18 protein-coding genes are annotated in these 26,351 nt (G+C 43.4%); all 18 read right to left on the bottom strand.

All coding sequences use genetic code 11. The annotated features are described in order from the left end of the window. Positions 1–45: 45 nt before the first annotated feature. Entirely contained in the window at positions 46–1,638 is a 1,593-nt protein-coding gene (locus tag NQZ91_01025) for a terminase large subunit (GenBank protein UUM57991.1), read from the bottom strand. Then, positions 1,635–2,108, bottom strand: a complete 474-nt coding sequence (locus NQZ91_01020) for a phage terminase small subunit P27 family (GenBank protein UUM58792.1) — start codon at positions 2,106–2,108, stop codon at positions 1,635–1,637. The genes NQZ91_01025 and NQZ91_01020 overlap by 4 nt, the downstream gene beginning before the upstream one ends. Positions 2,109–2,389: 281 nt before the next feature. Further along, positions 2,390–2,602, bottom strand: a complete 213-nt coding sequence (locus NQZ91_01015; GenBank protein ID UUM57990.1) for a DUF4314 domain-containing protein — start codon at positions 2,600–2,602, stop codon at positions 2,390–2,392. A gap of 1 nt (position 2,603) precedes the next feature. Continuing rightward, positions 2,604–2,852, bottom strand: a complete 249-nt coding sequence (locus NQZ91_01010) for a hypothetical protein (GenBank protein UUM58791.1) — start codon at positions 2,850–2,852, stop codon at positions 2,604–2,606. Between the two features lie 93 nt (positions 2,853–2,945). Continuing rightward, a complete protein-coding gene (gene dcm / locus NQZ91_01005; protein ID UUM57989.1) occupies positions 2,946–4,205 on the bottom strand; it encodes a DNA (cytosine-5-)-methyltransferase in 1,260 nt (419 codons plus the stop codon). Further along, positions 4,202–4,792, bottom strand: coding sequence for an HNH endonuclease (locus NQZ91_01000; GenBank protein ID UUM57988.1), 591 nt, complete (start codon positions 4,790–4,792; stop codon positions 4,202–4,204). The genes dcm and NQZ91_01000 overlap by 4 nt, the downstream gene beginning before the upstream one ends. Next, entirely contained in the window at positions 4,792–6,045 is a 1,254-nt protein-coding gene (locus NQZ91_00995; protein UUM57987.1) for a site-specific DNA-methyltransferase, read from the bottom strand. Before NQZ91_00995 ends, NQZ91_01000 begins: the two co-directional genes overlap by 1 nt. Beyond that, the gene (locus NQZ91_00990; protein UUM57986.1) at positions 6,017–6,478 is read right to left on the bottom strand and encodes a helix-turn-helix domain-containing protein; all 462 of its coding nucleotides are present in this window, start codon (positions 6,476–6,478) and stop codon (positions 6,017–6,019) included. Before NQZ91_00990 ends, NQZ91_00995 begins: the two co-directional genes overlap by 29 nt. A gap of 298 nt (positions 6,479–6,776) precedes the next feature. Continuing rightward, a complete protein-coding gene (locus NQZ91_00985; GenBank protein UUM57985.1) occupies positions 6,777–7,142 on the bottom strand; it encodes an HNH endonuclease in 366 nt (121 codons plus the stop codon). A 1-nt stretch (position 7,143) separates the two neighbouring features. Further along, a complete protein-coding gene (gene metK / locus NQZ91_00980) occupies positions 7,144–8,181 on the bottom strand; it encodes a methionine adenosyltransferase (GenBank protein UUM57984.1) in 1,038 nt (345 codons plus the stop codon). 47 nt (positions 8,182–8,228) lie between these two features. Beyond that, a complete protein-coding gene (locus tag NQZ91_00975; protein UUM57983.1) occupies positions 8,229–8,411 on the bottom strand; it encodes a hypothetical protein in 183 nt (60 codons plus the stop codon). A gap of 88 nt (positions 8,412–8,499) precedes the next feature. Further along, positions 8,500–8,727, bottom strand: coding sequence for a hypothetical protein (locus tag NQZ91_00970; GenBank protein ID UUM57982.1), 228 nt, complete (start codon positions 8,725–8,727; stop codon positions 8,500–8,502). 185 nt (positions 8,728–8,912) lie between these two features. Then, positions 8,913–9,416 (bottom strand): hypothetical protein, encoded by a 504-nt coding sequence (locus NQZ91_00965; protein UUM57981.1) that lies wholly within the window; start codon positions 9,414–9,416, stop codon positions 8,913–8,915. Beyond that, the gene (locus NQZ91_00960; GenBank protein ID UUM57980.1) at positions 9,409–10,785 is read right to left on the bottom strand and encodes a DEAD/DEAH box helicase; all 1,377 of its coding nucleotides are present in this window, start codon (positions 10,783–10,785) and stop codon (positions 9,409–9,411) included. Before NQZ91_00960 ends, NQZ91_00965 begins: the two co-directional genes overlap by 8 nt. Next, on the bottom strand, positions 10,766–11,047 hold the full coding sequence (locus NQZ91_00955) for a VRR-NUC domain-containing protein (protein UUM57979.1): 282 nt from the start codon (positions 11,045–11,047) through the stop codon (positions 10,766–10,768). The genes NQZ91_00960 and NQZ91_00955 overlap by 20 nt, the downstream gene beginning before the upstream one ends. 274 nt (positions 11,048–11,321) lie before the next feature. Beyond that, positions 11,322–13,598, bottom strand: a complete 2,277-nt coding sequence (locus NQZ91_00950; protein UUM57978.1) for a phage/plasmid primase, P4 family — start codon at positions 13,596–13,598, stop codon at positions 11,322–11,324. Between the two features lie 122 nt (positions 13,599–13,720). Next, complete coding sequence (locus NQZ91_00945; GenBank protein ID UUM57977.1) at positions 13,721–15,184, bottom strand: IS1182 family transposase; 1,464 nt, start codon at positions 15,182–15,184, stop codon at positions 13,721–13,723. A gap of 235 nt (positions 15,185–15,419) precedes the next feature. Then, a complete protein-coding gene (locus NQZ91_00940; GenBank protein ID UUM57976.1) occupies positions 15,420–26,276 on the bottom strand; it encodes a YSIRK-type signal peptide-containing protein in 10,857 nt (3,618 codons plus the stop codon). Between the last annotated feature and the right edge of the window lie 75 nt (positions 26,277–26,351).

Genomic DNA, 26,351 nt, shown 5'->3' with positions numbered 1-26,351 from the left:
GATGATTTGTAAATACATTCTATCATGCTTACCTTTTAAATTCAACTAAAAACTCAATATTCCACGTTCATCATACACACTTCCTTCATCGCTTTGATGACGAATACAACGGTCCAGTCCCATAATGAGTGCTACAATACCATCAATTTTCTCGACTGACTTTTCCTTATCAGGCTTGATATTGCCAGCTGGGTCTTGTCTCATGACTACGTTTTGTCCCATCCATTTCAGAACTGGATGCCCACCATGTTGAATCTTGCCTTCCATCATAAGTTTATAGAGTTCCTTTGATGGTGGACTCATATCCTTGTATCCCTGACCGAAAGGCACCATGGTCAAGCCCATTCCTTCTAGATTCTGAACCATTTGTGTCGCATTCCAACGGTCATAGGCTATTTCCTTAATATGATAGATTTCCGATAAGTCTTCAATAAACTTTTCGATAAAACCATAGTGAACGACATTACCCTCTGTAGTTTTGATGTATCCCTGACACTCCCAAACATCATATAGAACATGGTCACGTCGACATCTAAGCTCCAATGTATCCTCAGGTAGCCAGAAAAATGGCAGAACGATATAATTCTCCTCTTCAAATCTAGGAGGGAACACCAAGACAAAAGTCGTTATATCTGATGTACTAGAAAGGTCTAAACCAGCATAACAGCTACGCCCTTTGAGGCTATCATATTGAATAGGATCATTTCCCTTCGCATAAACATGTTCTGGAATCCAAGCAACACTTGAACTTGTCCACATATTTAGACGGAGCTGCTTAAAGACATTCTCTTCTGCAGGATTATCAAGTGCTTGTTGGTAGGCTTCTCTTACACGATCAATCCCAATTGTATGCCCAAGTGAAGGGTTGGCTTTGAGCCAGTTGGCTTCATCATTCCAATCATCTTCATCAGATAAACCATAAACCACTGGATAGAATGACGTGTCCTTCTTTCTATCATTCAGAATATCTAATGCTTTGGTATGTAACTCATAACAGATAGAGTTTCTATCCGTTCCAGCTGTTGTGATAATAAAAAAGAGGGGTTGTTCCCTTGCGTCTCCTGACCCCTTGGTCAATACATCATACAAATGACGATTAGGCTGAGCGTGGATTTCATCAAAGACCAAGCCAGATACGTTAAGTCCATGTTTTGTCCCAGTCTCTGCAGAAAGAACTTGGTAAAACCCAGCGTTAGAATAATTTACAATACGTTTGGTAGCACCCATTATCTTAGAACGCTTTTCCAAGGGGCGACTCATCTGCACCATCTGCTTAGCTACATCAAACACGATTGACGCTTGGTTACGGTCACAAGCCGCACCATAAACTTCTGCACTGGCTTCATTATCCGCATATAGTAGATAAAGAGCGATAGCTGCTGCTAGCTCGGACTTACCATTCTTCTTTGGAATTTCTATATAAGCTGTTAGAAATTGCCGGTTGCCATCTTCCTTGACAATTCCAAATAGGTCACGGACAATCTGTTCCTGCCACGGCAACAAATCAAATCGCTTTCCTGCCCACTTGCCTTTGGTATGGGAGAGGTTATTGATAAATGTTACTGCCCTATCAGCTTTTGCCTTATCATAGTGAGAAGTCGGAAGCATGAATGGACTTGGTTCATAATGATAGCTCATAAAATTCCTCCTAACAAATCTTCCATTTCATCGCCAGTACCAACTTCCGCATCCATCGTCGCTAAACGGTTACGTGCTGATGGTGTTAAACCAAACTGTTCACAGAATTTAAGCATGATTTTTAAGTTAGTCTGGCTGATAGAGACTTGAGGGACTTGTTGCAGATAACCATTCGGGGTTTTGATAATGGAGCCATGCTTGGTAAGAAACTCTTCCGCCTCTTTCCAGCGTGCGTAAGCTTGACAATATCCTGCAAATGCAGTCATGTCCATTTCGGTCAAAATTCCCATCTGTTCGAGAATTTTTCCCATCCGTTTCCACTCCTTCTTTGCATCATCTTCAAGCCACTGCGGGCAACGTGGGGCTTTTTGTTTGGGTTTGACTTCATTCATAGGAAGTGGTCTCTTACTAGGATTTCCCTCAAGTATTTTCATATTCGTAGGCTTTGGTTTTCGCCCCCTGATTGCCAAAATCTCACCTCCTTTAGAGCAAGAAAAAGAACTCAATTCGAGTTCTTTCTTAAAGTTCATTAAAGTTATCAAGTACAGCCTGACAGACAGTTCTGTCAATATCGTCCATGTTATCTATTTCGTTCCCATATCTATATTGGTAGATATATTCACCATCACGTTTTATTGTCAGAATTCTAATCCAAGCACCGTCTATATTTCTCGGGTCTGTGGTATCTTCACGGAGAAATTCACAAACGTAATGCCTATCACCAACCGTTCGAGTCATTATTTCCCACATCTTACTTTACCTTTTCCACGATATCTATTCCATACAAAACATTCAGACAACTGCCGTTTTCCCACTTAACTAAGAGTGAACCAATGTCATCCACTCCAATAACTGTACCAAGTGTTCCTTTAGGAACTGGATGTGGATCATCCATTTTTACTAATCTAACCTTTGTACCAACCGGATAGATTGTCTTTAGGTTGTTGAAAATTTTTGCGTCCATGTTATTCTCCAAATATATCGAATGCCCACTTGACAGCGTGACCAAGATCCGTAACAATTATTGATTCCTTGTATATTCGGTTAAGTCGGCATTCAAATAATTCAAATTCTTCAAGGCTATCAACGATTTCGTAAATCTCAACTACTGTTTTTTTGTTTCCTTTGGATGCAACTATAACCCATTCCTTGTAAGGAATGATACTTGCAGTTGTTGGGTAGATTTCATAGAGTTTTTCAAGTGTTGTTGTCATGGTTTTGTTCTCCTCTTCTTTTGTTGTGTACATATTAACTCTAAAGGAGACTTATATCCAGTCATTTATAGATTATTTTGAAGATATTTTCGACTATTTTTCACTTCCTAGAATGGCACATCCAATAGCATAGACAACTATTACCGTCACTCCATTTCCAGCTTGTTTATACAGTTGGGCATCGGAGTTTACTGCTTGGGCTTTTTCGAACAAATCATCCGAAAATCCTTGTAGCCGAAAACATTCTCTAGGGGTTAAACGTCCAATTTTCACCACTCGATCATTCCAAACCACAGCACCCATTTGACCACCGCAGGATAGGTTATGGGCGATTCCTTTCCCAACTCTTGCTCGTCTCGTTGGAGAGTTGGGATAAGATAAATCCACTGAATCACCTACCTCAGCAACTTGATAACCTTGCTTCGTACCATTTCTGACCTTGATTCCTTCAAGAACACCATGGCGGTCTTGAGAGGTCAATGTGAACATTGGCTCATCCTGTTTCTTGAGCCTACGTCCATTTTGACGCTTATTGATACGATTGGGTGTCAGAATAGGTTGAATTTCGAGTACTCCAGAATTCATCGCAGTCCGCTTTGTAGCTCCAGCAGTATATCGTGCGGTGATACATCGTGCCTCATCTGTCAACTTTGGTTCTGTCAAAGATTGGTCAATAAGATAAAGACCTGTCTTAGCTCCCAGTCCACCACCCGCACCAACAAGGGTTGTGGCAATTCCACTCGGGTCGTAGACACGATAGCTTTGCATACCACCTACAAGTTGCTTAAGATGGCTACCGCTTTCTCCGCTGATAGGTAGTACTTTTCGTCGACCTCTACTTCTAAGATGTCCGAGAGTGTAGATGCGTTCTCGATTTTGGGGAACTCCGTAGTCTTTTGAATTGAACACTTGCCACTCAAGGTCGTACCCTGCTTCATCCAAGATAGAGAGATAGTCGAGATAATCTCGTCCCCCGCCACTTGATAAAAGTCCCTTAACATTTTCAAGGAGTATCCACTCGGGTTTATCTTCTTCCTCTTGGATTTGGAGGAGGTCAACAAATGTAAAAAAGAGTCCACTTCGCTCACCGTATAGGCCTGCTCGCTTTCCTGCGATAGACACATTTTGACAAGGGCTTCCCGCACACCAGAGATCTGCTTTTGGAAGTTGTGTTTGGTCAATGCTTGTGATGTCGTCATGAAACCATTCTCCTTTCGTGTCGTACATTGCTTCGTAAGATTTTCTTGCAAACTTATCCTTTTCACAGTAACCGATACATTTGAAACCAGCTAATTCCAAACCACGACGAAAGCCACCCACTCCTGCAAAGAAATCAAGAAAGGTTAGGCTCATACCGTCTCCTCCCTATAATTTGTTAAAGCGAATGACTTATAATTCCTACATATTTTCTCAACTTTATTACGAATCCAGTTTGGTACTTCAGGAACTTTGTTATAACGACCGTACTCACCAAACAACAATTCAATGCCAACATTCCTAGCTTGGGTTGCCTCTAGGAATGTATCATAATAACCCAGGTGAATATCACGTTGAGAGATTTTGATTCTGGCACGATATTTTTGTCTTGGTTTATAATAACTAACCCCTGTTACTCCAGAAGTATTATTTGATTGTAGACCTTGATTTATTTGGTTTTGTTGATGCGTACAAAAACGAATATTCTCAGAACGATTATCAAAGGTATCTAGATTAATGTGGTCGATTTCATATCCATGGCGATGACCAAATAAATAACGATGAAGATATTTGCCTTTCGCACAAATAATGTACGACTTTGCATCTTCATCGTCATTTTTATTTCGGTAGAAGTTAATATCTTCTATAAGTGAGAATCTGTCTCTATCAAACCTAAATTGAGTGCCATCTTTCAAAGTTCCTATACCAATTGAACCAATAAATGAATAGTGAACATTAGACATTACATCCCCCCTAACTGTTTCACTGCTTCTTCATAACTGATTGATTGACCTTCACGGACTACCGTCACATCTGTATTGTCCGTTGCTTCCATGTAGCGTTTCACAATGACATCCACAAACTTCTCATCAAGTTCAATCCCATAACAGATACGTCCTGTCTGGTCTGCCGCAATGAGGGTTGACCCAGACCCAAGGAAAGGATCCAATACCAAAGTCCCTCTCATGGATGAATTTTGAATAGGGTAAGCCATGAGCTGAATCGGCTTCATGGTTGGATGGTCTTTGCTGGACTTAGGACGGTCGTATTCCCAAATGGTCGTCTGTTTACGGTCACTGAACCATTGGTGTTTGCCTTTTTGACGCCACCCGTATAAGACTGGCTCATGTCGCCATTGATAAGGACTACGTCCAAGCACTAATGAGTTCTTCTTCCAAATACAACATCCACTGAGATAAAAACCAGCATCCTTAAATGCCTTACGGAAGTTCAATCCTTCCGTATCCGCATGAAATACGTAGATTGAGGCGTCAGCTTCCATGTGGTTCTCAACTTGAGTAAACATAGCTAAAAGAAACTGATAAAATTCAGAATCACCCATATTGTCATTTTGAATTTTACCTGCCGTCTTTTCAACATCGCAATTATACGGCGGATCTGTCACAACAAGATTGACTTTCTTATCACCTAAAAGTTGGTCGTAGGTTTCTGCCTTAGTGGAGTCACCACAAATCACTCGGTGTTTACCAAGTTGCCAAATGTCACCTCGTTTTGAAAAGGTCGGTTTCTTCAATTCCTCTTCAACATCAAAGTCATCATCTGATAGGTCTTTATCATGGACATTTGATAGGATATCGTCAATTTCTGGTGGTTCAAAACCAGTCAGGTCGAGATTGAAATCTGACTCCTGTAAATCCAAAAGCAAGTCCGCCAAAAGCTGGTCATCCCATTGACCGGTGATTTTATTAAGGGCAATGTTTAAGGCCTTTTCATCTTCCTTGGATAAATCGACAATGACACATTTGGCAGTTTCATAGTCTAAGTCCTTCAATACAGTTAATCGTTGATGGCCACCAATAACCGTCAAATCTTTATTGAAGATGATGGGGTCAACGTAGCCAAACTTGAGTAGGCTTTGCTTAATCTTTTCATACTCCTTGTCACCCTTTTTGAGTTTTTTTCGAGGATTGTAAGAGGCTGGGTGTAGTTCAGATAATCGAATCTCTCTAATTTCCATTGTTGGTTGACTTGTCATTGGTTTCTCCTTTATAAAATCGTGATTGAATGTAACACGAATGGCTACAATATTTTCTATTTGGATTGGCATAAGATAAAAATAACCTACCACATTGTTGGCAAGTCAAATCTTCATATGCGGTTTTTGATTTATCGTGTTCGTCAGAATGAGTGGTCCACCAAACCTTACGACACTTATCCGAACAGAACTTCTTTGGTCTTCCAGTTTTTTGGATTGATAGTAGCTGATAACACTGTTGGCAGCGAAGTCCATCATTCTGGTCGGCTTTTGCCATCTGCTTTGTCGCAGCACCATGACCAAGCAATGCTGGATTTCGTTTACAGTATTTTTTAACAGAATCTCTAGACAGTCCTGTAGCCTTACCGATTAAGCCATAGCCAAGACCTTCTGCTCGCATTTTCCAGATTTGTTTGCGTTGACTTTCGTCCATTTGTTTTCCTTTCCAGCAAAAAAGGACTAAAAACAACTATTTTCTACATTGTTTCTAGCCTTTTTCACTATTTTATTACCAAAATGACATACTTTGGAACGCTACATCCCCACATTAGAAACGTGATAACGGTGGGAACGAACGTAATAATTGAGCGATTTTAATGTACCCGCTTGCGAATTTTGCGAAATTGCACGTTTGAGGGGGCGTCGGTCTTAGTCTCCCAAGGGTTTAGAGATTCCATCCCCCCTCCCCCAAAGGGTTAAAAATTGGATACTATTGTAACGAAACTCCAAGACTAAAATCGATACGTATACTCCACATATCGGTCAGTCGTCATGGTCTTCCTATCATGACAAGACTTACAAAGTGCTTGCCAGTTTGATTGATTCCAAAAGAGTTCTTGGTCACCTCGGTGGGGTGTGATATGGTCAACCACTGTTGCTTTGGTTAATCGACCTTTGACTTTACATTCAACACAGAGTGGATGAACTTTTAAGTAACGAAGTCGTGCTTTATTCCACTGGGCATTGTATCCTTTGGCTTTGGTTGACTTGGCATCCAGTTGATGGTTTCCCTTATGGTTGTCACAATACTTGTGACCATAGGATACTAAGTTAGGACAACCATTTTGTTTACAAGGTGTGCTTGGTCTTCTTGGCATTTTACTTCTCCCAAGGAAGATTTTCTTTCGTGAAATGTCCGAAGCAAGATGTTTTGGTGTAGTCTACATTCAAGAGATGAAGTTCCTTAATGATACCTCGTGGTGTTAAATCATATCGCTCACGAATCATTCCTTCCAGTTGTTTTGTGGTGTAGCGACTGGTACCAAAGGTTTCTACATACACCGACACAGGTTCTGCAACTCCAATGGCGTAGGCTAATTGTACTTCACATCGTTTCGCATACCCTTCACGAACAATATCCTTAGCAATCTTTCGTGCCATGTATGCTGCTGAGCGGTCAACCTTGCTTGGGTCTTTTCCAGAGAAAGCACCTCCACCATGATGTGCGAAACCACCATATGTATCCGCCACAATTTTTCGACCAGTAATTCCTGCATCCGCAAATGAGCCACCAAGAACAAAACGTCCAGTTGGATTGACTAGAACGTTGAAATCTAGATTCTGATGGTAACGCAGAGCAACTGACATCATGGCTTCAGTCACAATTCGTTTCACTTTGGCAAGGTCAGCCGTTTCGATATGTTGGATGGAAACTAAAAAGGTATCAATCCGTTTCTTCTCATAGTCGTAGGATACCTGTGCCTTAGCATCCTTTCCAAGTAAGGGATGACCAAGTGACATCAGTTTCTCAAGGACTCGGGTTGCTAGAACATAAGGAAGTGGCAGGTACTCAGGTGTTTCGTCTGTCGCATAACCAAACATCATTCCTTGATCACCAGCACCTCCATTATCTACTCCTTGTGCAATATCTGAGCTTTGGAGTCCAAGTAGGTTAGTTACCCGAACATTTTTCATACCAAGTGGCTCGACAACCTGACGAACAATGTTCTCGAGATTAAAGTAATGTCTAGTTGAAATTTCACCAGCTACCACAACTTGGTTATCCTTGATTAAAGTCTCAACTGCCACTCGACTTGATTTGTCATACTTTAGACACTCCGTCAAAATGGCATCTGAAATCTGATCACAGATTTTATCTGGGTGTCCAACTGAAACTTGTTCACTAGAAATAATCATAATTCCTCCACGCAAAAAGCCCAACCTTTATGAGGCTAGGCTTTACTTTATTTTACTGATTTTTGGCCTGCTTCGTAGGCTCTCTCCAATGCTCTTTTGATACCCCATACCGAAACATCGTAGAAGTCAAGATTGTCGCTCCAACGTTTTTCCAAGGTTTCTACAAAAAGTTCTTCTTTTGCAATTTCTGTTAAAAGGGCGTTGAGTTTTTCTTGTTGACGCTTTGTCATGGTATTGTTCTCCTCTTCTTTTGTTGTGTACATATTAACTCTAAAAAGGAGATATATCCAGTCATTTCTGCATAAATTTAAAGATATTTTAAACAGTTAAAACCATCAAAACCGCCTCAAGAATGGCTTCACGTTCTTCTGTTTCAGGATAGAGTTCCCATCCTCTGTCGTAAGAAACGATTGTTTCTTCAGCTACTTCAATATCTAATTTGAAAATACATCCAAGGTCAATTCCAACTTCTGAAGGTTGGGGACTAACCTTGGCAATGTAATCCACTTTTTGTCCCTGATAATCAATCCGTCCGTCAGTCCACATGGTTATTCTCCTTTGGTTTTTCTAGGTGTATATTACCCTATCAGCCAAAGAATATCCAGTCATTTGAGGGAGATTTTTATCTTTTTTGACATCTTAAGTATATCACATGTCTAGGTTGAAAATCAGTACTAAACCAGTACAAATTTAGTGCTAATTTAGTACCAATTTAGTGCACTCAACCATCACTAGATAGGGATGTGATAATCTTCCACCTTAAGTTCAAGACTTTTTGAAGTCCAACGATAACACTTGCGTAATTGTTTTAGAATCTTACGCCTACGATAAGCAAGTGTTGAATGACTGATTTCATAAATCTCTTCTAGTTCAGTCCAACTCTTGCCTAAGTAAATTAAATCCTTGGATAATGGCTTCAAATCCTCAGGTATTAGCTCCATAACGAACTCAAAGTAGTAAAGATCCATTTTTAAGCAGTAGTAGGTATTAAGCAAACTACTAAGGTACTCTTGATTTTCTTGTTCTTGTTTTTCTCTAAAACTAAGAGAAATCAGCTCACTACGACCATGGTTTTTACTTTTCTTGACCTTTTCATGCTCTGACTTCTCAAATACCAGTGACTGAATCACACTATTCTCTGAGATAGGTCGATAGTTGAGCAATTTCTCCTGAACTAAATGTAACTTCATTTTCATGTCACGATAGTTTTTAGCTATATATTCCACCTTATCCATCTGTTCCTCCTACTTGTGCTTTAACAGCTGCAATCAGCCGTTCTTGTTGTGCATCTTTGTTTTCTAGTGCCTTGAGAATTTCCTCATCAATCGTTCCTTCAGTTACAATGTGTTGGATAACAACAGTCTCAGCCTCCTGACCTTGTCGCCACAGACGAGCATTGGTTTGTTGGTATAGTTCCAAAGACCACGTTAAACCAAACCAGACCAAGTTGTGACCACCTTTTTGGAGGTTCAACCCATGACCTGCTCCAGCTGGATGAAGTAAGCCAACTGGTACATTGCCCTTGTTCCATTCACGAATATCTTCTTCTGTTTTCAATACCCGACACTTTACCTTGAGTTTTTCTAAACGACCTATAATCCGAGTCAAGTCATGTTTGAACCAATAGGCAACTAAGACAGGTTCTCCATTTGCGGATTCAAGGATATCTTCAAGGGCATCTAGTTTTTGTTCATGAAGTAGCACAACCGTATGATTATCAGAATATACAGCACCATTAGACAACTGAACTAACTTGTTCGTCAGGCTTGCAGCATTGGTAGCAGTTACTTCTAGTCCGTCTAACTCTGACAATACATACTCTTTCTTAAACTGACTGTACTTTTCTTTTTCCTTTTCTGTCATACGAACCATTTTCTTGGTTGAAATCAGTTCAGGCATCTCCAGATAGTCTAATGCTTTCATGGAAATGGTAATATCACTAATCTTGTCTTGAATTTGACACTCCGCATAATCCATGGGGATGTATTCATAGACAATGTTTCCATTGCGACGTCCTTCTTCAAAGTAGCGACTACGAAACTCACCGATGAATCGACCAAGACGTTCTCCTCCGTCAATGACTTTAAACTCTGCGAACAAGTCCATTAGTCCGTTTGAACTTGGTGTTCCAGTCAACCCAACGATACGTTTCATGTAAGGTCGCATAGCCATAAAGGCTTTGAAACGTTTGGACTGCCAAGACTTGAAAGAACTCAATTCATCAATCACTACCATATCCCACTTGAAATAGGGACTACATTGTTCCACCAGCCAAGGTAGGTTTTCACGATTGACGATATAGATATCCGCATCTTTCTGAAGCGCTACTTTTCGTTGCATGGAAGTACCAACAATTTTCGAATACCGTAAGTGACGCAACTCAGCCCATTGCTCAATCTCATCACTCCAAACAGTATTTGCGACTCGAAGTGGGGCAATAACCAAAACCTTAGTGACCTCAAATCGGTCAAACATCAACTCATTTACTGCAGACAAAGTTGTAGCTGTTTTTCCCATCCCCATGTCTAGGATGACTGCTGCATAAGGGTGACCTATGATGAAGTCCTTGGCGACTACCTGATAGTTATGTAATGTCAATTTCATCTAGTACTTCTCCAATCATCTCAATGCGGTCAATCACATAAACCTTGAAACCTAACCGCTCGAATAGTTTATGTCTTGACACTTGTAACTTCCTTGGCTTTAGGTCTGGAGCCTTCACTTCCACCAAGCCAAACTTACCCTTTGGTAAAAACACCAACCTGTCTGGTACACCAGAAAAAGATGGCGATACCCATTTAGGACAAATGCCTCCACGCTTTTTCACTTCACTTACTAATTTCCGCTCTACAAATCTTTCTCTCATAAACAATCCTTTCGTCAGAAAAAGAATGGAAGTCTAGTAAACTCGAATCAGTAACTTTTTATATAGGGCTTTTATATTAATAATTAACCCATTATAAAAGTTATAGAAAAGAGTATCACTACTTCCATAACTAATAATAGTGCTGGTTGTGGAACTCATATATAAAACCTGATACATAGCCAATCAAGCCCTATTGTGTTCCATGACCTCCAACATCCTTACTTCATAATCCATAACATGTCAGACTTTTCTCCAAAGTCCAACACGACTTCCATTAGTCTAGAAAGACATCCAAAAGCTTCAAACCAACAATGGCATTAAACTTACTAGTCCTCTGACGATTGTAGCCTGCCGATTCAAGTGCCGTGTAAAAGTCAGTAGTACTTCTGACATACTCACCATTCTGTAATGCATAGGCACGATAGGCTGAATATAAATCGCCTGATTTTTGGAGATGACCTTTTACTATCTCACAATTCTCCTCAATAAAATGGCCTAGCCAATCGTTGGCTTCTCGATAAGCTCTGACAGATTCTTGTACAACTTTCGGTAGTTTGGTTTTAAAGTTTGCTTTGATTGCCTTCTCAGCCCCTTCGATGATCCAGGATATGATGGCTGGTGCCGCATTGTCATAAAGATGGTCCGCAAAGTTTTTCACATCTGACTTGCCAGTAATCTTGGCATTGAATGGGATGACAATCAATCGTCGCCAAATACCATCATCGTTCGCCCCGACTTTTGGCAGATGGTTGGTGTAAAGAACCAGCGTATGGGATGGAACAAAATGGAAGGGATCCTTGTACTTCTTCTCAGCGTAAATTTCATCAGTCGAACAAAGTTGCTTAACTAGCCCTGTATTCAAACGCATCCCTTCATCCATTTCTGATGCTATGATGAGTCGTTTTCCTTTTAGCTCGGCCATCTCAGGCTTAACATTTCGTTTGTTAGACATGGTTAAAGCATCAGCGGATAGTTTACCAGAATAGCTACCTAGCACTCGAGCTATAGTATTCCAAAATGTTGATTTTCCGTTTGCCCCACCTCCATAGGCAATAATCATATGTTCCTGATAGACCTTACCGATAGCTGCCATACCGACAACCATCTGAACATAGTCAATTAGTTCTTGGTCTCCGCAAAAAAAGGTCGCTAAAGTCTCTTGCCAAAGCCCCATCCCTTGATTACCTGGACTTGCAGTGGTTATTTTTGTCAGATAATCCGTCGCAGAATGTGCCTGACTACCAGACAAGCCACACTTAAGGTCATAGGTTGCATCTGGAGTATTTAGTAACATATCGTTTTTATCCAGTTCAGAGATGTCAATTGCAAGCATAGGCTTGGCGGTATTGTGGGTCGCCATAATGTAACGGTAGTCCCTACGTTTCATGACGAATTGATAATATGCTTTTGCCGAAAGATATTTGGCGAGCAGTATCTGTTGATTTGGTGAATCAATTAGTTTCACTAAGCCTTTCCCACCCTCACGAACAATACTTTCTGGAATACCAGTTTGAACGAGTTGTTTAATGGCAGTTTCATACTGTTCACTAGCTTCTTCAAGTTGTAAGTCCATGAATTCTAGTACAGTTCCAATTGCTAACTGCTTGTCTTCTTTCCAAAACTGCCCATTAAACGTAAGATAGTCCGTCGCATTGGTATAGGCTAATTTATCACCAAACTCACGAGCCAATACTCCTGCTTCTCCAATGTCAGAATAATCATCCGGTTTCAAGGAGCCTCGATTAAAATCATCAGGAGCCACGTAGCCTTTGGATGTTTTTATAGTTCTATTGTAGAATCTGACTGCACTTCCCCAGATGGTATCTAACTCTGTTTTATCAAGTGGCGGTACACATTTCTGTGCCTGCTCATCAAAACCATCCCTAGCTTCTTGGGTCACACCTAACCGTTTGAGAATTCTCGCAGCAAAAACTGACATCGTTGAATTACGACTCCCTTGCTGGATTGGACCTCTTGGCGGAGTATAAAAATCTGCATCGAAATCTTCCTCGTCTTCAATAGAAACAACTTGAAACAAATCTTCATCAATAGTTAGCCATGAATCATGCCATATAACCTGCGCATTGGGATTTCCAAAGAAGAACCTTGCCGCATCTTTGGCATTATCATCAAAAAACTTGTATTGATTACAGAGTTCTTCCTTCATTGCTACATAGATGTCTTTATCCGCTACCTCTTCAATCTGAAAATAGATGTGAAACTTCGGTCGAGGTGCTTTGCCACCTTTAGCCTTCAAATGACTTCTACTGGTGACCAAGGCAAAATTGTAATCCGCAAAGATTTCTTTTAATCGTTCTACAGTTATCCATTCATATGGATTTTCTGAATGGTCATTATCAATATCCATGACCAAAACGTCCGACTGGATGAAATTGGTATTTGAGCGTGTATTGTTTAAAAACAGCCCTGCCACATGGTCGAATTGCACAACAGTTTGTAGCGATATTTCATCAGTAATAATTACTTGATTGGGATAAACCGTGGTTGTCTGAACCCCAGTCTGTCCAGAATGAGATAAGGTAAATTGCATTATGCACCCTCCAAATGTGATTAATGATGTGTGGAGATTTTTCCCTCCTACCTTATTAGGTAGAACTATGGCTCATTTTTCCGCACCTTAATAAAATTTTTTTCAAAAAAAATAATCTTCCTTTATATAGTTAGAGGAAGATTCAGAATGAAGACAAACATCTCGCTTGATGTTTGTCTTTTTCTGTTTATTGGTCTGATAGTCCGTCTTTTTGCCAGAATCGTGGCTATTTGTACAATATAAAAAGGCTTCCCTGCCCTCATTTTTACCAATTTCTTGAGATTTAAACACGCCAAAGTCAGTCCAACCTTATCTTCCATTTTGGACTTGCCTTTCTCTCTTGTATAACGAAGATTGTGGTACTCTTTGGCTGTCCCAAAGAGGCGTTCAATGGTTTCTTTCCGCTTCTGGTAGAGCTCCTTCATGCCTTTCCTGTGCCGAATCTCTTCACAGGTTTCTAAAGCCTCTTTCCAAATGTGTCGAGTTACCACTTTCTGCTTGTTCTTGCTTTCTGTACAAATTGATAGAAGTGGACAAGTAGCACAGATAGCTGGATCACTCTTATATTCCCGATAACCTTCCCTGGTTGTAGTGCGATAGTTCAGGACCTGATTCTCAGGACAGATATAACAGTCATAGTATTCATCGTAAACAAAATCCTTTGAGCGCAGTTTTCCCTTCTTCCCTTTCGGACGAGTGTAAGGAAAAACAGGAGTAATCTCTTGTTCTAGGAGGAAGTGAGCGATACTTGGGGTCTTATAGCCAGAATCGGCAACGAGAAAGCTAAGTTGAAAGGGCTGGAGCTTGGCGAAGAGTGCAGGAAAGGCCTGACTGTCATGGACATTGCCAGCCTCCACACTATAAGCCAGAGCCCAACCATGCTTGTCACAAGCAACTTGAGCTGTATAAGCGAACACTTCTTTATGATCTCCCTTATGAAACCAACCACTTTCTGGGTCGGTTGTAGAAATTTTCTTATCAACGGGCTCCGGCTCTTTTGCGGGCCCTAGCGGCTTTTTTGCATGCTTCACTCTGTCTCTATTGATTTCAATTTCTAACTGGTCACTCATAAACTTAGCTTGCTTTTCAACTTCTCGATTGATGAATTTACGGTTATTCGCCGCAGCCTTGATATGGGTACCGTCAATGAAAATTTCTGTCGGATCTATGAATCCTGCATTGACACAGAGCCCTAGGATATGGGTGAAAATGCCTTCAATAACCTGTCTATCTTGGAAACGACGGACATAATTCTTTCCGTAGGTAGTGAAATGAGGCACCTTATCATCCAGTCGAAGACCAAGAAACCAACGGTAGGCAGTGTTGACTTCAATTTCCTTAATAGTTTGACGCATGGAACGAATGCCGAAGAGACACTGCAGGATTGGAATTTTAATGAGCAGAATAGGGTCAAGACTAGGACGACCCGTATCATCGCTATAGCTATCTGCGACTAAGTCATAGATAAAAGAGAAGTCAATAGCTTCCTCTATTTGACGAAGGAGATGATCTTGAGGAACAAGGTCATCTAAACTGTAGAAACCAAATTGACCGCGATTGTAGTCTGAGTTTTCTTTGTGTAACATAGCGATTCTCCTTCTAAGTGTTCTCTTTATTCCTAACTCTATTATACTACTTTACATATGAAAAAGCCGTTAGAAATACAATTCTAACGACTTTGTCTTCAGTCTGAAGAGTCGCAGACGCGACTCTTTTTTTTATGAATAATGAGAGAGCAAAGTATTCGCTCTCTCTAACTCTAGCTTTCAACAATCCACTCGGTTGACAATGGGCAACTTTAATACAAGTAGTTTCAATGCACTAGTTATTTCTTCTTATTAAAGTTCCAGCCAAAGATAAGCTAGCAACAATAGCACCTCCACTCATAATCAATATGAATGTTGAGTCTGTTTCACCTGTATTTGGCAATACCGCTACTTGTGTCCCTGGAGTTACCACAACTTTAAGTGGTTCTGATTGAACTGGAACACTTGGAGTAACCAGTGGGGTAGGTGGAGTCAAAGCAACTGGAGGAATTGGAACTACTGGTGGGGTTGGAGCTGCCGGTTGAGCTGGAACTACTGGCGCAGTTGGAACTGCCGGTTGAGCTGGAACTGCCGGTTGAGCTGGAACTACTGGCGCAGTTGGAACTACCGGTGGAGTTGGGACTACTGGTGGAGTTGGAACTACCGGTGGAGTTGGAACTGCTGGCACAGTTGGAACTACCGGTGGAGTTGGGACTACCGGTGGAGTTGGGACTACCGGTGGAGTTGGAACTGCTGGTGGAGTTGGAACTGCTGGCACAGTTGGAACTACCGGTGGAGTTGGGACTACTGGTGGGGTTGGAACTACCGGTGGAGTTGGAACTGCTGGCACAGTTGGAACTACCGGTGGAGTTGGAACTGCTGGCACAGTTGGAACTACCGGTGGAGTTGGGACTACTGGTGGGGTTGGGAGATTTGGATCACAACCACAATCTTGACCATCTACACCGTCTCTACCGTCTTTACCGTCTCTACCATCTCTACCGTCTCTACCGTCTTTACCATCACGGATAAAGGTGGTTTCACGACTGCCATCTGGCTTAACGATAGTAATCGTTTGACCGGTATTACCATCTTGGTCAGTACCTGGGGTCACTGTGACTTCTGAATTCTTACCATCGCGACCGTTGAGAATGGTTTGACGGCTGATTTCCTGACCATCACCATCTTTGATGATAATGGTAGTACCGATAACCTTGTCGCCTTCACGAACTTCGATTTGCTCTACTAGTGGAGACTTGCCATCCTTACCGTCAACACCGTCTCTACCATCTTTACCGTCACGGATAAAGGTAGTTTCGCGAGTGCCATCTGGTTTGACGATAGTAATCGTTTGACCTGAGTTACCGTTTTGGTCTGTGCCTGGAGTAACAGTGACTTCGGCACTCTTACCATCGGCACCATTCTTACCATCTTGACCATTGAGTATGGTTTGACGACTGATTTCATTGCCATCGCCATCTTTGATGATAATAGTAGTGCCGATAACCTTGTCACCCTCACGAACTTCGACTTGTTCTACTAGTGGTGACTTGCCATCTTTACCGTCTTTACCATCTACACCATTCTTACCATCTTGACCTTTGGCTCCATCTTTACCGTCGCGGATGAAGGTAGTTTCTCGTGTGCCATCTGGTTTGACAATAGTAATCGTTTGACCTGGGTTACCGTTTTGGTCTGTGCCTGGGGTTACTGTGACTTCAGCACTCTTACCATCGGCACCATTCTTACCATCTTGACCATTGAGGATGGTTTGACGGCTGACTTCGTTACCATCGCCATCTTTGATGATAATAGTAGTGCCGATAACCTTGTCACCTTCGCGAACTTCGACTTGTTCTACTAGTGGAGACTTGCCATCTTTTCCGTCGCGACCATCTGCACCGTTCTTACCATCTTGACCTTTGGCTCCATCTTTTCCGTCGCGGATGAAGGTGGTTTCTCGTGTGCCATCTGGTTTGACGATAGTAATCGTTTGACCTGAGTTACCATTTTGGTCTGTGCCTGGGGTTACTGTGACTTCGGCACTCTTACCATCGGCACCATTCTTACCGTCTTTACCGTCGACACCGTTGAGGATAGTTTGACGGCTGACTTCATTACCATCGCCATCTTTGATGATAATGGTTGTACCGATAACCTTGTCACCTTCGCGAACTTCGACTTGTTCTACTAGTGGTGACTTGCCGTCTACACCATTCTTACCGTCTTGACCTTTGGCACCATCTTTACCATCACGGATGAAGGTAGTTTCTCGTGTGCCATCTGGTTTGACGATAGTAATCGTTTGACCTGGGTTACCATTTTGGTCTGTGCCTGGAGTAACAGTGACTTCGGCGCTCTTACCATCGGCACCATTCTTACCATCTTGACCATTGAGGATGGTTTGACGACTGATTTCATTACCATCGCCATCTTTGATGATAATAGTAGTGCCGATAACCTTGTCACCTTCGCGAACTTCGACTTGTTCTACTAGTGGTGACTTGCCATCCTTACCGTCAACACCGTCTCTACCATCTTTACCATCACGGATAAAGGTGGTTTCGCGACTACCGTCTGGTTTGACAATAGTAATCGTTTGACCGGTATTACCATCTTGGTCTGTGCCTGGGATCACTGTGACTTCTGAGTTCTTACCATCGCGGCCGTTGAGAATGGTTTGACGGCTGATTTCCTGACCATCACCATCTTTGATGATAATGGTAGTACCGATAACCTTGTCTCCCTCACGAACTTCGACTTGTTCTACTAGTGGTGACTTGCCATCTTTTCCGTCGCGACCATCTACACCGTTCTTACCATCACGGACAAAGGTAGTTTCACGACTGCCATCTGGTTTGACAATAGTAATCGTTTGACCTGGGTTACCGTTTTGGTCTGTGCCTGGAGTAACAGTGACTTCGGCACTCTTACCATCAGCACCATTCTTACCATCTTGACCATTGAGGATGGTTTGACGACTGATTTCATTACCATCGCCATCTTTGATGATAATAGTAGTGCCGATAACCTTGTCACCTTCGCGAACTTCGACTTGTTCTACTAGTGGTGACTTGCCATCCTTACCGTCAACACCGTCTCTACCATCTTTACCATCACGGATAAAGGTGGTTTCGCGACTACCGTCTGGTTTGACAATAGTAATCGTTTGACCGGTATTACCATCTTGGTCTGTGCCTGGGATCACTGTGACTTCTGAGTTCTTACCATCGCGGCCGTTGAGAATGGTTTGACGGCTGATTTCCTGACCATCACCATCTTTGATGATAATGGTAGTACCGATAACCTTGTCTCCCTCACGAACTTCGATTTGTTCTACAAGTGGAGACTTGCCATCCTTACCGTCAACACCGTTGCGAATGGTGGCGATTTCTGTACGCTGACCTGTAGAAGACACATTGTAGACTTTTACACCGCCGTCTGGTTGAAGTTGTGAAACAACTGAGCTACCATTGGTACCATCTTGACCTTTGACACCGTCACGACCATCGACACCGTTGCGGATGGTGGCAATTTCAGTACGGTCGCCTGTAGAAGACACATTGTAGACTTTTACACTACCGTCTGGTTGAAGTTCTGAAACAACAGAACTTCCATTGGTACCATCTTGACCTTTGGCACCGTCACGACCATCGACACCGTTGCGGATGGTGGCGATTTCAGTACGGTCGCCTGTAGAAGACACATTGTAAACTTTAACAGTACCGTCTGGTTGAAGTTCTGAAACAACTGAGCTACCATTGGCACCATTCTGACCGTTGGTACCATCGACACCGTTGCGGATGGTGGCGATTTCAGTGCGGTCACCTGTAGAAGACACATTGTAGACTTTTACACTACCGTCTGGTTGAAGTTGTGAAACAACTGAGCTACCATTGGTACCATCTTGACCTTTAGTACCATCACGACCGTTGGTACCGTCGACACCGTTGCGAATGGTGGCGATTTCTGTACGCTGACCTGTAAAAGACACATTGTAGACTTTTACACTGCCATCTGGTTGAAGCTCAGAAACGACGGAGCTTCCATTGGCACCATCACGACCGTTGGTACCATCTTGACCTTTGGCACCGTCACGACCATCGACACCATTGCGGATGGTGGCGATTTCAGTGCGGTCACCTGTAGAGGACACATTGTAGACTTTTACACTACCGTCTGGTTGAAGTTGTGAAACAACTGAACTGCCATTGGCACCATCACGACCGTTGGTACCGTCGACACCGTTGCGAATGGTGGCGATTTCTGTACGGTCACCTGTAGAGGACACATTGTAAACTTTTACACTACCATCTGGTTGAAGTTCTGAAACAACTGAGCTACCATTGGCACCATCACGACCGTTGGTACCGTCGACACCGTTGCGGATGGTGGCGATTTCAGTGCGTTGACCTGTAGAAGAGACATTGTAGACTTTTACACTGCCATCTGGTTGAAGTTCTGAAACGACGGAGCTTCCATTAGCACCATCACGACCGTTGGTACCGTCGACACCGTTGCGAATGGTGGCGATTTCAGTACGCTGACCTGTAGAAGAGACATTGTAAACTTTTACACTGCCATCTGGTTGAAGCTCAGAAACGACGGAGCTGCCATTGGCACCATCACGACCGTTGGTACCATCTTGACCTTTGGCACCGTCACGACCATCGACACCGTTGCGAATGGTGGCGATTTCAGTGCGCTGACCTGTAGAGGACACATTGTAAACTTTTACACTACCGTCTGGTTGAAGTTCTGAAACAACTGAGCTACCATTGGTACCATCTTGACCTTTGGCACCGTCACGACCATCGACACCGTTGCGGATGGTGGCGATTTCAGTACGGTCGCCTGTAGAAGACACATTGTAGACTTTTACACTACCGTCTGGTTGAAGTTCTGAAACAACTGAGCTACCATTGGTTCCATCTTGACCTTTAGCACCGTCACGACCATCGACACCGTTGCGGATGGTGGCAATTTCAGTACGGTCGCCTGTAGAAGACACATTGTAAACTTTTACACTGCCATCTGGTTGAAGCTCAGAAACGACGGAGCTGCCATTGGCACCATCACGACCGTTGGCACCATCACGACCGTTGGTACCATCTTGACCTTTGGCACCGTCACGACCATCGACACCGTTACGGATGGTAGCGATTTCAGTACGCTGACCTGTAGAAGACACATTGTAAACTTTAACAGTACCATCTGGTTGAAGCTCAGAAACGACGGAGCTTCCATTAGCACCATCACGACCGTTGGTACCGTCGACACCGTTGCGAATGGTGGCGACTTCAGTACGCTGACCTGTAGAAGACACATTGTAAACTTTAACAGTACCGTCATTTTGACGTTCGGAAATGACTGAGCTACCATTGGCACCATCACGACCGTTGGTACCATCCTGACCTTTGGCACCGTCGACACCGTTGCGGATGGTGGCGATTTCAGTACGGTCACCTGTAGAAGACACATTGTAAACTTTTACACTACCGTCTGGTTGAAGTTCTGAAACAACGGAGCTACCATTGGTACCATCTTGACCTTTGGCACCGTCACGACCATCGACACCGTTTCGAATGGTGGCAATTTCAGTACGGTCGCCTGTAGAAGACACATTGTAAACTTTTACACTGCCATCTGGTTGAAGCTCAGAAACGACGGAGCTACCATTGGCACCATCACGACCGTTGGTACCATCTTGACCTTTGGCACCGTCACGACCATCGACACCGTTGCGGATGGTGGCGATTTCAGTACGGTCGCCTGTAGAAGACACATTGTAAACTTTAACAGTACCGTCTGGTTGAAGTTCTGAAACAACTGAGCTACCATTGGCACCATTCTGACCGTTGGTACCGTCGACACCGTTGCGAATGGTGGCGATTTCTGTACGCTGACCTGTAGAAGACACATTGTAGACTTTTACACCGCCATCTGGTTGAAGCTCAGAAACGACGGAGCTACCATTGGCACCATCACGACCGTTGGTACCATCTTGACCTTTGGCACCGTCACGACCATCTACACCATTGCGGATGGTGGCGATTTCAGTGCGGTCACCTGTAGAGGACACATTGTAGACTTTTACACTACCGTCTGGTTGAAGTTGTGAAACAACTGAACTGCCATTGGTACCATCTTGACCTTTAGTACCATCACGACCGTTGGTACCGTCGACACCGCTACGAATCGTTGTAATTTCGGTACGCTGACCGGTTGGAGAAACATTATAGACTTTTACACTACCATCTGGTTGACGTTCTGACGTAACTGAACTTCCATTTGCACCGTCGCGACCGTTGGTTCCATCTTGACCTTTAGCGCCATCTTTACCGCTACGAATCGTTGTGATTTCGGTGCGCTCTCCTGTTGGGGAAACGTTATAAACTATTACACTGCCATCTGATTGACGTTCGGAAACGACGGAGCTTCCATTGGCACCATCACGACCGTTGGTACCGTCGACACCGTTGCGGATGGTGGCGATTTCGGTACGCTGACCGGTTGGAGAAACATTGTAAACTATTACACTGCCATCTGATTGACGTTCGGACGTAACTGAACTTCCATCTACACCGTCGCGACCGTTGGTTCCATCTTTACCGCTACGAATCGTTGTAATTTCGGTACGCTGACCTGTTGGAGAAACATTGTAAACTATTACACTACCGTCTGGTTGACGTTCGGAAACAACTGAGCTACCATTGGCACCATCGACACCGTTGCGAATGGTGGCGATTTCAGTACGGTCGCCTGTAGAAGACACATTATAGACTTTTACACTACCATCTGGTTGACGTTCGGACGTAACTGAACTTCCATTTGCACCGTCGCGACCGTTGGTTCCATCTTGACCTTTAGCCCCATCTTTACCGCTACGAATCGTTGTGATTTCGGTGCGCTCTCCTGTTGGGGAAACGTTATAAACTATTACACTGCCATCTGATTGACGTTCGGAAACGACGGAGCTTCCATTGGCACCATCACGACCGTTGGTACCGTCGACACCGTTGCGGATGGTGGCGATTTCAGTACGCTGACCTGTAGAAGACACATTGTAAACTTTAACAGTACCGTCATTTTGACGTTCTGAAACGACGGAGCTTCCATTGGCACCATCGACACCGTTGCGAATGGTGGCGATTTCTGTACGGTCGCCTGTAGAAGACACATTATAGACTTTTACACTACCGTCTGGTTGAAGTTGTGAAACAACTGAGCTACCATTAGCACCATCACGACCGTTTGTTCCATCTACACCGTTGCGAATGGTGGCGATTTCTGTACGCTGACCTGTAGAAGACACATTGTAAACTTTTACACTACCGTCTGGTTGAAGTTCTGAAACAACGGAGCTACCATTTGTTCCATCTTGACCTTTGGCACCGTCACGACCATCGACACCGTTGCGAATGGTGGCGATTTCTGTACGGTCGCCTGTAGATGACACATTGTAAACTTTTACACTACCGTCTGGTTGAAGTTCTGAAACAACAGAGCTACCATTTGTTCCATCCTGACCTTTGGCACCGTCACGACCATCGACACCGTTGCGAATGGTGGCGATTTCTGTACGGTCGCCTGTAGATGACACATTGTAAACTTTTACACTACCGTCTGGTTGAAGTTCTGAAACAACAGAGCTACCATTTGTTCCATCCTGACCTTTGGCACCGTCACGACCATCGACACCGTTGCGGATGGTGGCGATTTCTGTACGGTCGCCTGTAGATGACACATTGTAAACTTTTACACTACCGTCTGATTGAAGCTCTGAAACAACGGAACTGCCATTGGTACCATCTTGACCTTTAGCACCATCACGACCGTTTGTTCCATCTACACCATTGCGGATGGTGGCGATTTCTGTACGGTCACCTGTAGAAGACACATTGTAGACTTTTACACTACCGTCTGGTTGAAGTTGTGAAACAACTGAGCTACCATTGGTACCATCTTGACCTTTAGCCCCATCTTTACCGCTACGAATCGTTGTGATTTCGGTGCGCTCTCCTGTTGGGGAAACGTTATAAACTATTACACTGCCATCTGATTGACGTTCGGAAACGACGGAGCTTCCATTGGCACCATCACGACCGTTGGTACCGTCGACACCGTTGCGGATGGTGGCGATTTCAGTACGCTGACCTGTAGAAGACACATTGTAAACTTTAACAGTACCGTCATTTTGACGTTCTGAAACGACGGAGCTTCCATTGGCACCATCGACACCGTTGCGAATGGTGGCGATTTCAGTACGGTCGCCTGTAGAAGACACATTATAGACTTTTACACTACCGTCTGGTTGAAGTTGTGAAACAACTGAGCTACCATTGGCACCATCACGACCGTTGGCACCATCGACACCGCTACGAATCGTTGTAATTTCGGTACGCTGACCGGTTGGAGAAACATTGTAAACTATTACACTGCCATCTGATTGACGTTCGGACGTAACTGAACTTCCATCTACACCGTCGCGACCGTTGGTTCCATCTTTACCGCTACGAATCGTTGTAATTTCGGTACGCTGACCTGTTGGAGAAACATTGTAAACTATTACACTACCGTCTGGTTGACGTTCGGAAACAACTGAGCTACCATTGGCACCATCGACACCGTTGCGAATGGTGGCGATTTCAGTACGGTCGCCTGTAGAAGACACATTATAGACTTTTACACTACCATCTGGTTGACGTTCGGACGTAACTGAACTTCCATTTGCACCGTCGCGACCGTTGTAAATAGTCTGGCGATTGATTTCACGACCATCACCATCACGAACAATAATGAGGGTGCCGATGACTCTACCACCATCCATCACTGGTAATTGTTCAATAGATGGCGTTTTGCCGTCCTGACCATCGCTACCATTTAAGATATTTCTACGGGAAATGATTTGTCCATCGCCATCTTTTACAATAACCGTTGTACCAAGAATACGGCCATCTTGACCTGTATAAGGTTGTAAATCTACACTCGGCGTTTTACCGTCTACACCATCACGACCATTGGTACCGTCTTTTCCATCGCGAATAAAGGTGGTAAAACTGCTACCATCTGGTCTAGTGACCGTAACATTGTGACCTTTTGTTCCATCTGTTGCAACAGCAGGAGTTACACTAATATCTGCATTTCGACCATCGCGACCGTCTTTTCCATCGCGAACAAATCGAGTATATCTGCTACCATCAGCGCCAGTAACTGTGATATTGTATCCTGGTGTGCCGTCCGCAGCTCGTGCAGGTTCAACAGTAATATCTGAATTTCGACCATCTTGACCTCGTTCCCCTTGCAAACCATCTGGGATAAAGACCTGTCGGATAATTCTACCGTTTGGACCATCTCTAAAGGTCAATTCCGTACCATTGACCAACGGCCCTCCATCTACAGAACCTTGTTTTCGAACTGTAGTCACATCAATATTCGGTGCTGCAACGGGTGCCTCTATACCATCTTTGATATTAACCTCAATGATTTGATTGCGTGCCGGTGTATGTACAGTCGCTTGACCATACTCATAACGATGAGATTCCTCTGTACCATTTGCACCAATGTAAGCAATCCGTTTAACAGGGATCTGCATCACCCCATTTGCACCGGCTTCAATTTGTCTGGTGAAACCAGGAGCCTGGTCAGGCATAACAACGAAGCGGTATTCTGTTTGAAATGGAATCGGCATCGCAATAGGAGGCAAGGTCGTTGTGATTTCATTTCTACTTGGATTAGGATCAATGGTTACGACACTCTTATTCCAGAAGTAGTTGTCTGAAGAGAAGAAATCTTTCGTGTTGTTAGCCCCAGTGTCAACGGAGAACATACCAATGTGGTTATCAATACTCAAATCCCCATTCCAGTTTCTAACAGGTACTGTGAACTTCACATTGAGTGGTCCATTCATCACTTGGGCGTTTGTGTATTGGATAGGCGATGTCGGACTGTAACCAGTAATGGTATTTCGACGCCCACCATTAACGAGAGCGGTGGTCGTAGTATTGTTCCCAGCACGCACTGTTGCAACACCAGGTGTACCGTAAGCGCTTCCGAGATTGACAACAAAATCAGCCACGTGAGTACCCGAACGACCATTGATACCGTCTAATTTATAATTCAGTTCGAAATCCATGGTATTTCTGGCTCGGTTCGGCGTCACAGTCAAGGTGTAGTTTGCAGGACCATAGGCAAAGGTCTGCCCTTTTGCATTAACCACATACTTGTTCTGATTATTAGGCGTAATCAGTGTTTCTGACATAACTACCAAATTGAGTGGTTGCGGAAGGTTGGTATTGCCTAATTTATTTTGAATATAGAAATTTTTCTCAGCTTCACTGAAACCAGCTAAACTTCTTATTTCTTCCTCTGTTAGTTGAACAGAATTCGATCCTGTTTGTTGAGCAAGAATTTGATTGAACAGAGTAAGTTTCTCTTCTTCAGAAAGCCCTAAAGTTTCCAAGTCTGCAAAGCTCATATTGGCCAGATTTAACTGACTTAAATCACGAGTTGGCGAAGCTTGTCCATCTGTTTGAGTTTCTGCGGCTCTTGTTGAATTCGCCACATTCTCCTTGCTAGCATCTGCTTGGACATTATTAGAAATAGGTTCAAGCTTCGTTACACTTTCTTCAGTCGCTTGCTGTGTTGCAACTCCTTGCTTCTGTTCAGTTTTTGCTTCTGTCGATGAAGTTGACAATACTGCTGGTTCAGGAGTAATCTCCTCCACAATTTCCTGGGATTTAGGCTCTGCTACTTCCTGAGCGGAACTAGGAACAGTTGCTGACTTAGTAGCAATCGTTTCCTCTGTTTCTTTAGGCTGTTCGTCTACTAGCTGAGTGGAACTTGGGGGTGTTGCAAGCACGGCAGAAGTTGGCTCTACTGTTTGTACAACCTCTCCTGCTTCTTGCTGTACCGAATGAGAAACTACTTCGTTTGCCTGAGCACTTGAATCCAGTGGTTTGTCCACCAGCTCGGTCGTCTGTGGCAACTGACCTGATTCAAGCTCTTCTGCAGCAACTTTTAAGGCTCCACCGCTGAACATAAATAAGAAACCGATTAAAACTGAGGCTGCACCCGATTTAAACTTTTTAATGGTAAACCGTTGCTTCGAGCGCAATGCTTCGTTTTCAAGCTGTTTATTATCAAAAAACATAAGAATTCCTTTCCATATTCCAACAACTTTATAAAGAAATAGTTGCATGATTACACAATACATTATATAATGTCT

It is taken from the genome of Streptococcus suis (genome assembly GCA_024583055.1).
Classification (GTDB): domain Bacteria; phylum Bacillota; class Bacilli; order Lactobacillales; family Streptococcaceae; genus Streptococcus; species Streptococcus suis_V.
This window is presented reverse-complemented; position numbering and strand designations above follow the sequence as displayed.

What these genes read in the sequence shown, in the direction of transcription:
- NQZ91_00985 (UUM57985.1), bottom strand. Translation starts at nt 7,142, where the DNA reads ATGCCAAGAAGACCAAGCACACCTTGTAAACAAAATGGTTGTCCTAAC.
- NQZ91_00945 (UUM57977.1), bottom strand. Translation starts at nt 15,184, where the DNA reads ATGTTACACAAAGAAAACTCAGACTACAATCGCGGTCAATTTGGTTTC.
- NQZ91_00995 (UUM57987.1), bottom strand. Translation starts at nt 6,045, where the DNA reads ATGACAAGTCAACCAACAATGGAAATTAGAGAGATTCGATTATCTGAA.
- NQZ91_00970 (UUM57982.1), bottom strand. Translation starts at nt 8,727, where the DNA reads ATGTGGACTGACGGACGGATTGATTATCAGGGACAAAAAGTGGATTAC.
- NQZ91_00990 (UUM57986.1), bottom strand. Translation starts at nt 6,478, where the DNA reads ATGGACGAAAGTCAACGCAAACAAATCTGGAAAATGCGAGCAGAAGGT.
- NQZ91_01000 (UUM57988.1), bottom strand. Translation starts at nt 4,792, where the DNA reads ATGTCTAATGTTCACTATTCATTTATTGGTTCAATTGGTATAGGAACT.
- NQZ91_00975 (UUM57983.1), bottom strand. Translation starts at nt 8,411, where the DNA reads ATGACAAAGCGTCAACAAGAAAAACTCAACGCCCTTTTAACAGAAATT.
- NQZ91_00965 (UUM57981.1), bottom strand. Translation starts at nt 9,416, where the DNA reads ATGGATAAGGTGGAATATATAGCTAAAAACTATCGTGACATGAAAATG.
- NQZ91_01010 (UUM58791.1), bottom strand. Translation starts at nt 2,852, where the DNA reads ATGACAACAACACTTGAAAAACTCTATGAAATCTACCCAACAACTGCA.
- NQZ91_00955 (UUM57979.1), bottom strand. Translation starts at nt 11,047, where the DNA reads ATGAGAGAAAGATTTGTAGAGCGGAAATTAGTAAGTGAAGTGAAAAAG.
- metK (UUM57984.1), bottom strand. Translation starts at nt 8,181, where the DNA reads ATGATTATTTCTAGTGAACAAGTTTCAGTTGGACACCCAGATAAAATC.
- dcm (UUM57989.1), bottom strand. Translation starts at nt 4,205, where the DNA reads ATGAGCCTAACCTTTCTTGATTTCTTTGCAGGAGTGGGTGGCTTTCGT.
- NQZ91_01025 (UUM57991.1), bottom strand. Translation starts at nt 1,638, where the DNA reads ATGAGCTATCATTATGAACCAAGTCCATTCATGCTTCCGACTTCTCAC.
- NQZ91_01015 (UUM57990.1), bottom strand. Translation starts at nt 2,602, where the DNA reads ATGGACGCAAAAATTTTCAACAACCTAAAGACAATCTATCCGGTTGGT.
- NQZ91_00940 (UUM57976.1), bottom strand. Translation starts at nt 26,276, where the DNA reads ATGTTTTTTGATAATAAACAGCTTGAAAACGAAGCATTGCGCTCGAAG.
- NQZ91_00950 (UUM57978.1), bottom strand. Translation starts at nt 13,598, where the DNA reads ATGCAATTTACCTTATCTCATTCTGGACAGACTGGGGTTCAGACAACC.
- NQZ91_00960 (UUM57980.1), bottom strand. Translation starts at nt 10,785, where the DNA reads ATGAAATTGACATTACATAACTATCAGGTAGTCGCCAAGGACTTCATC.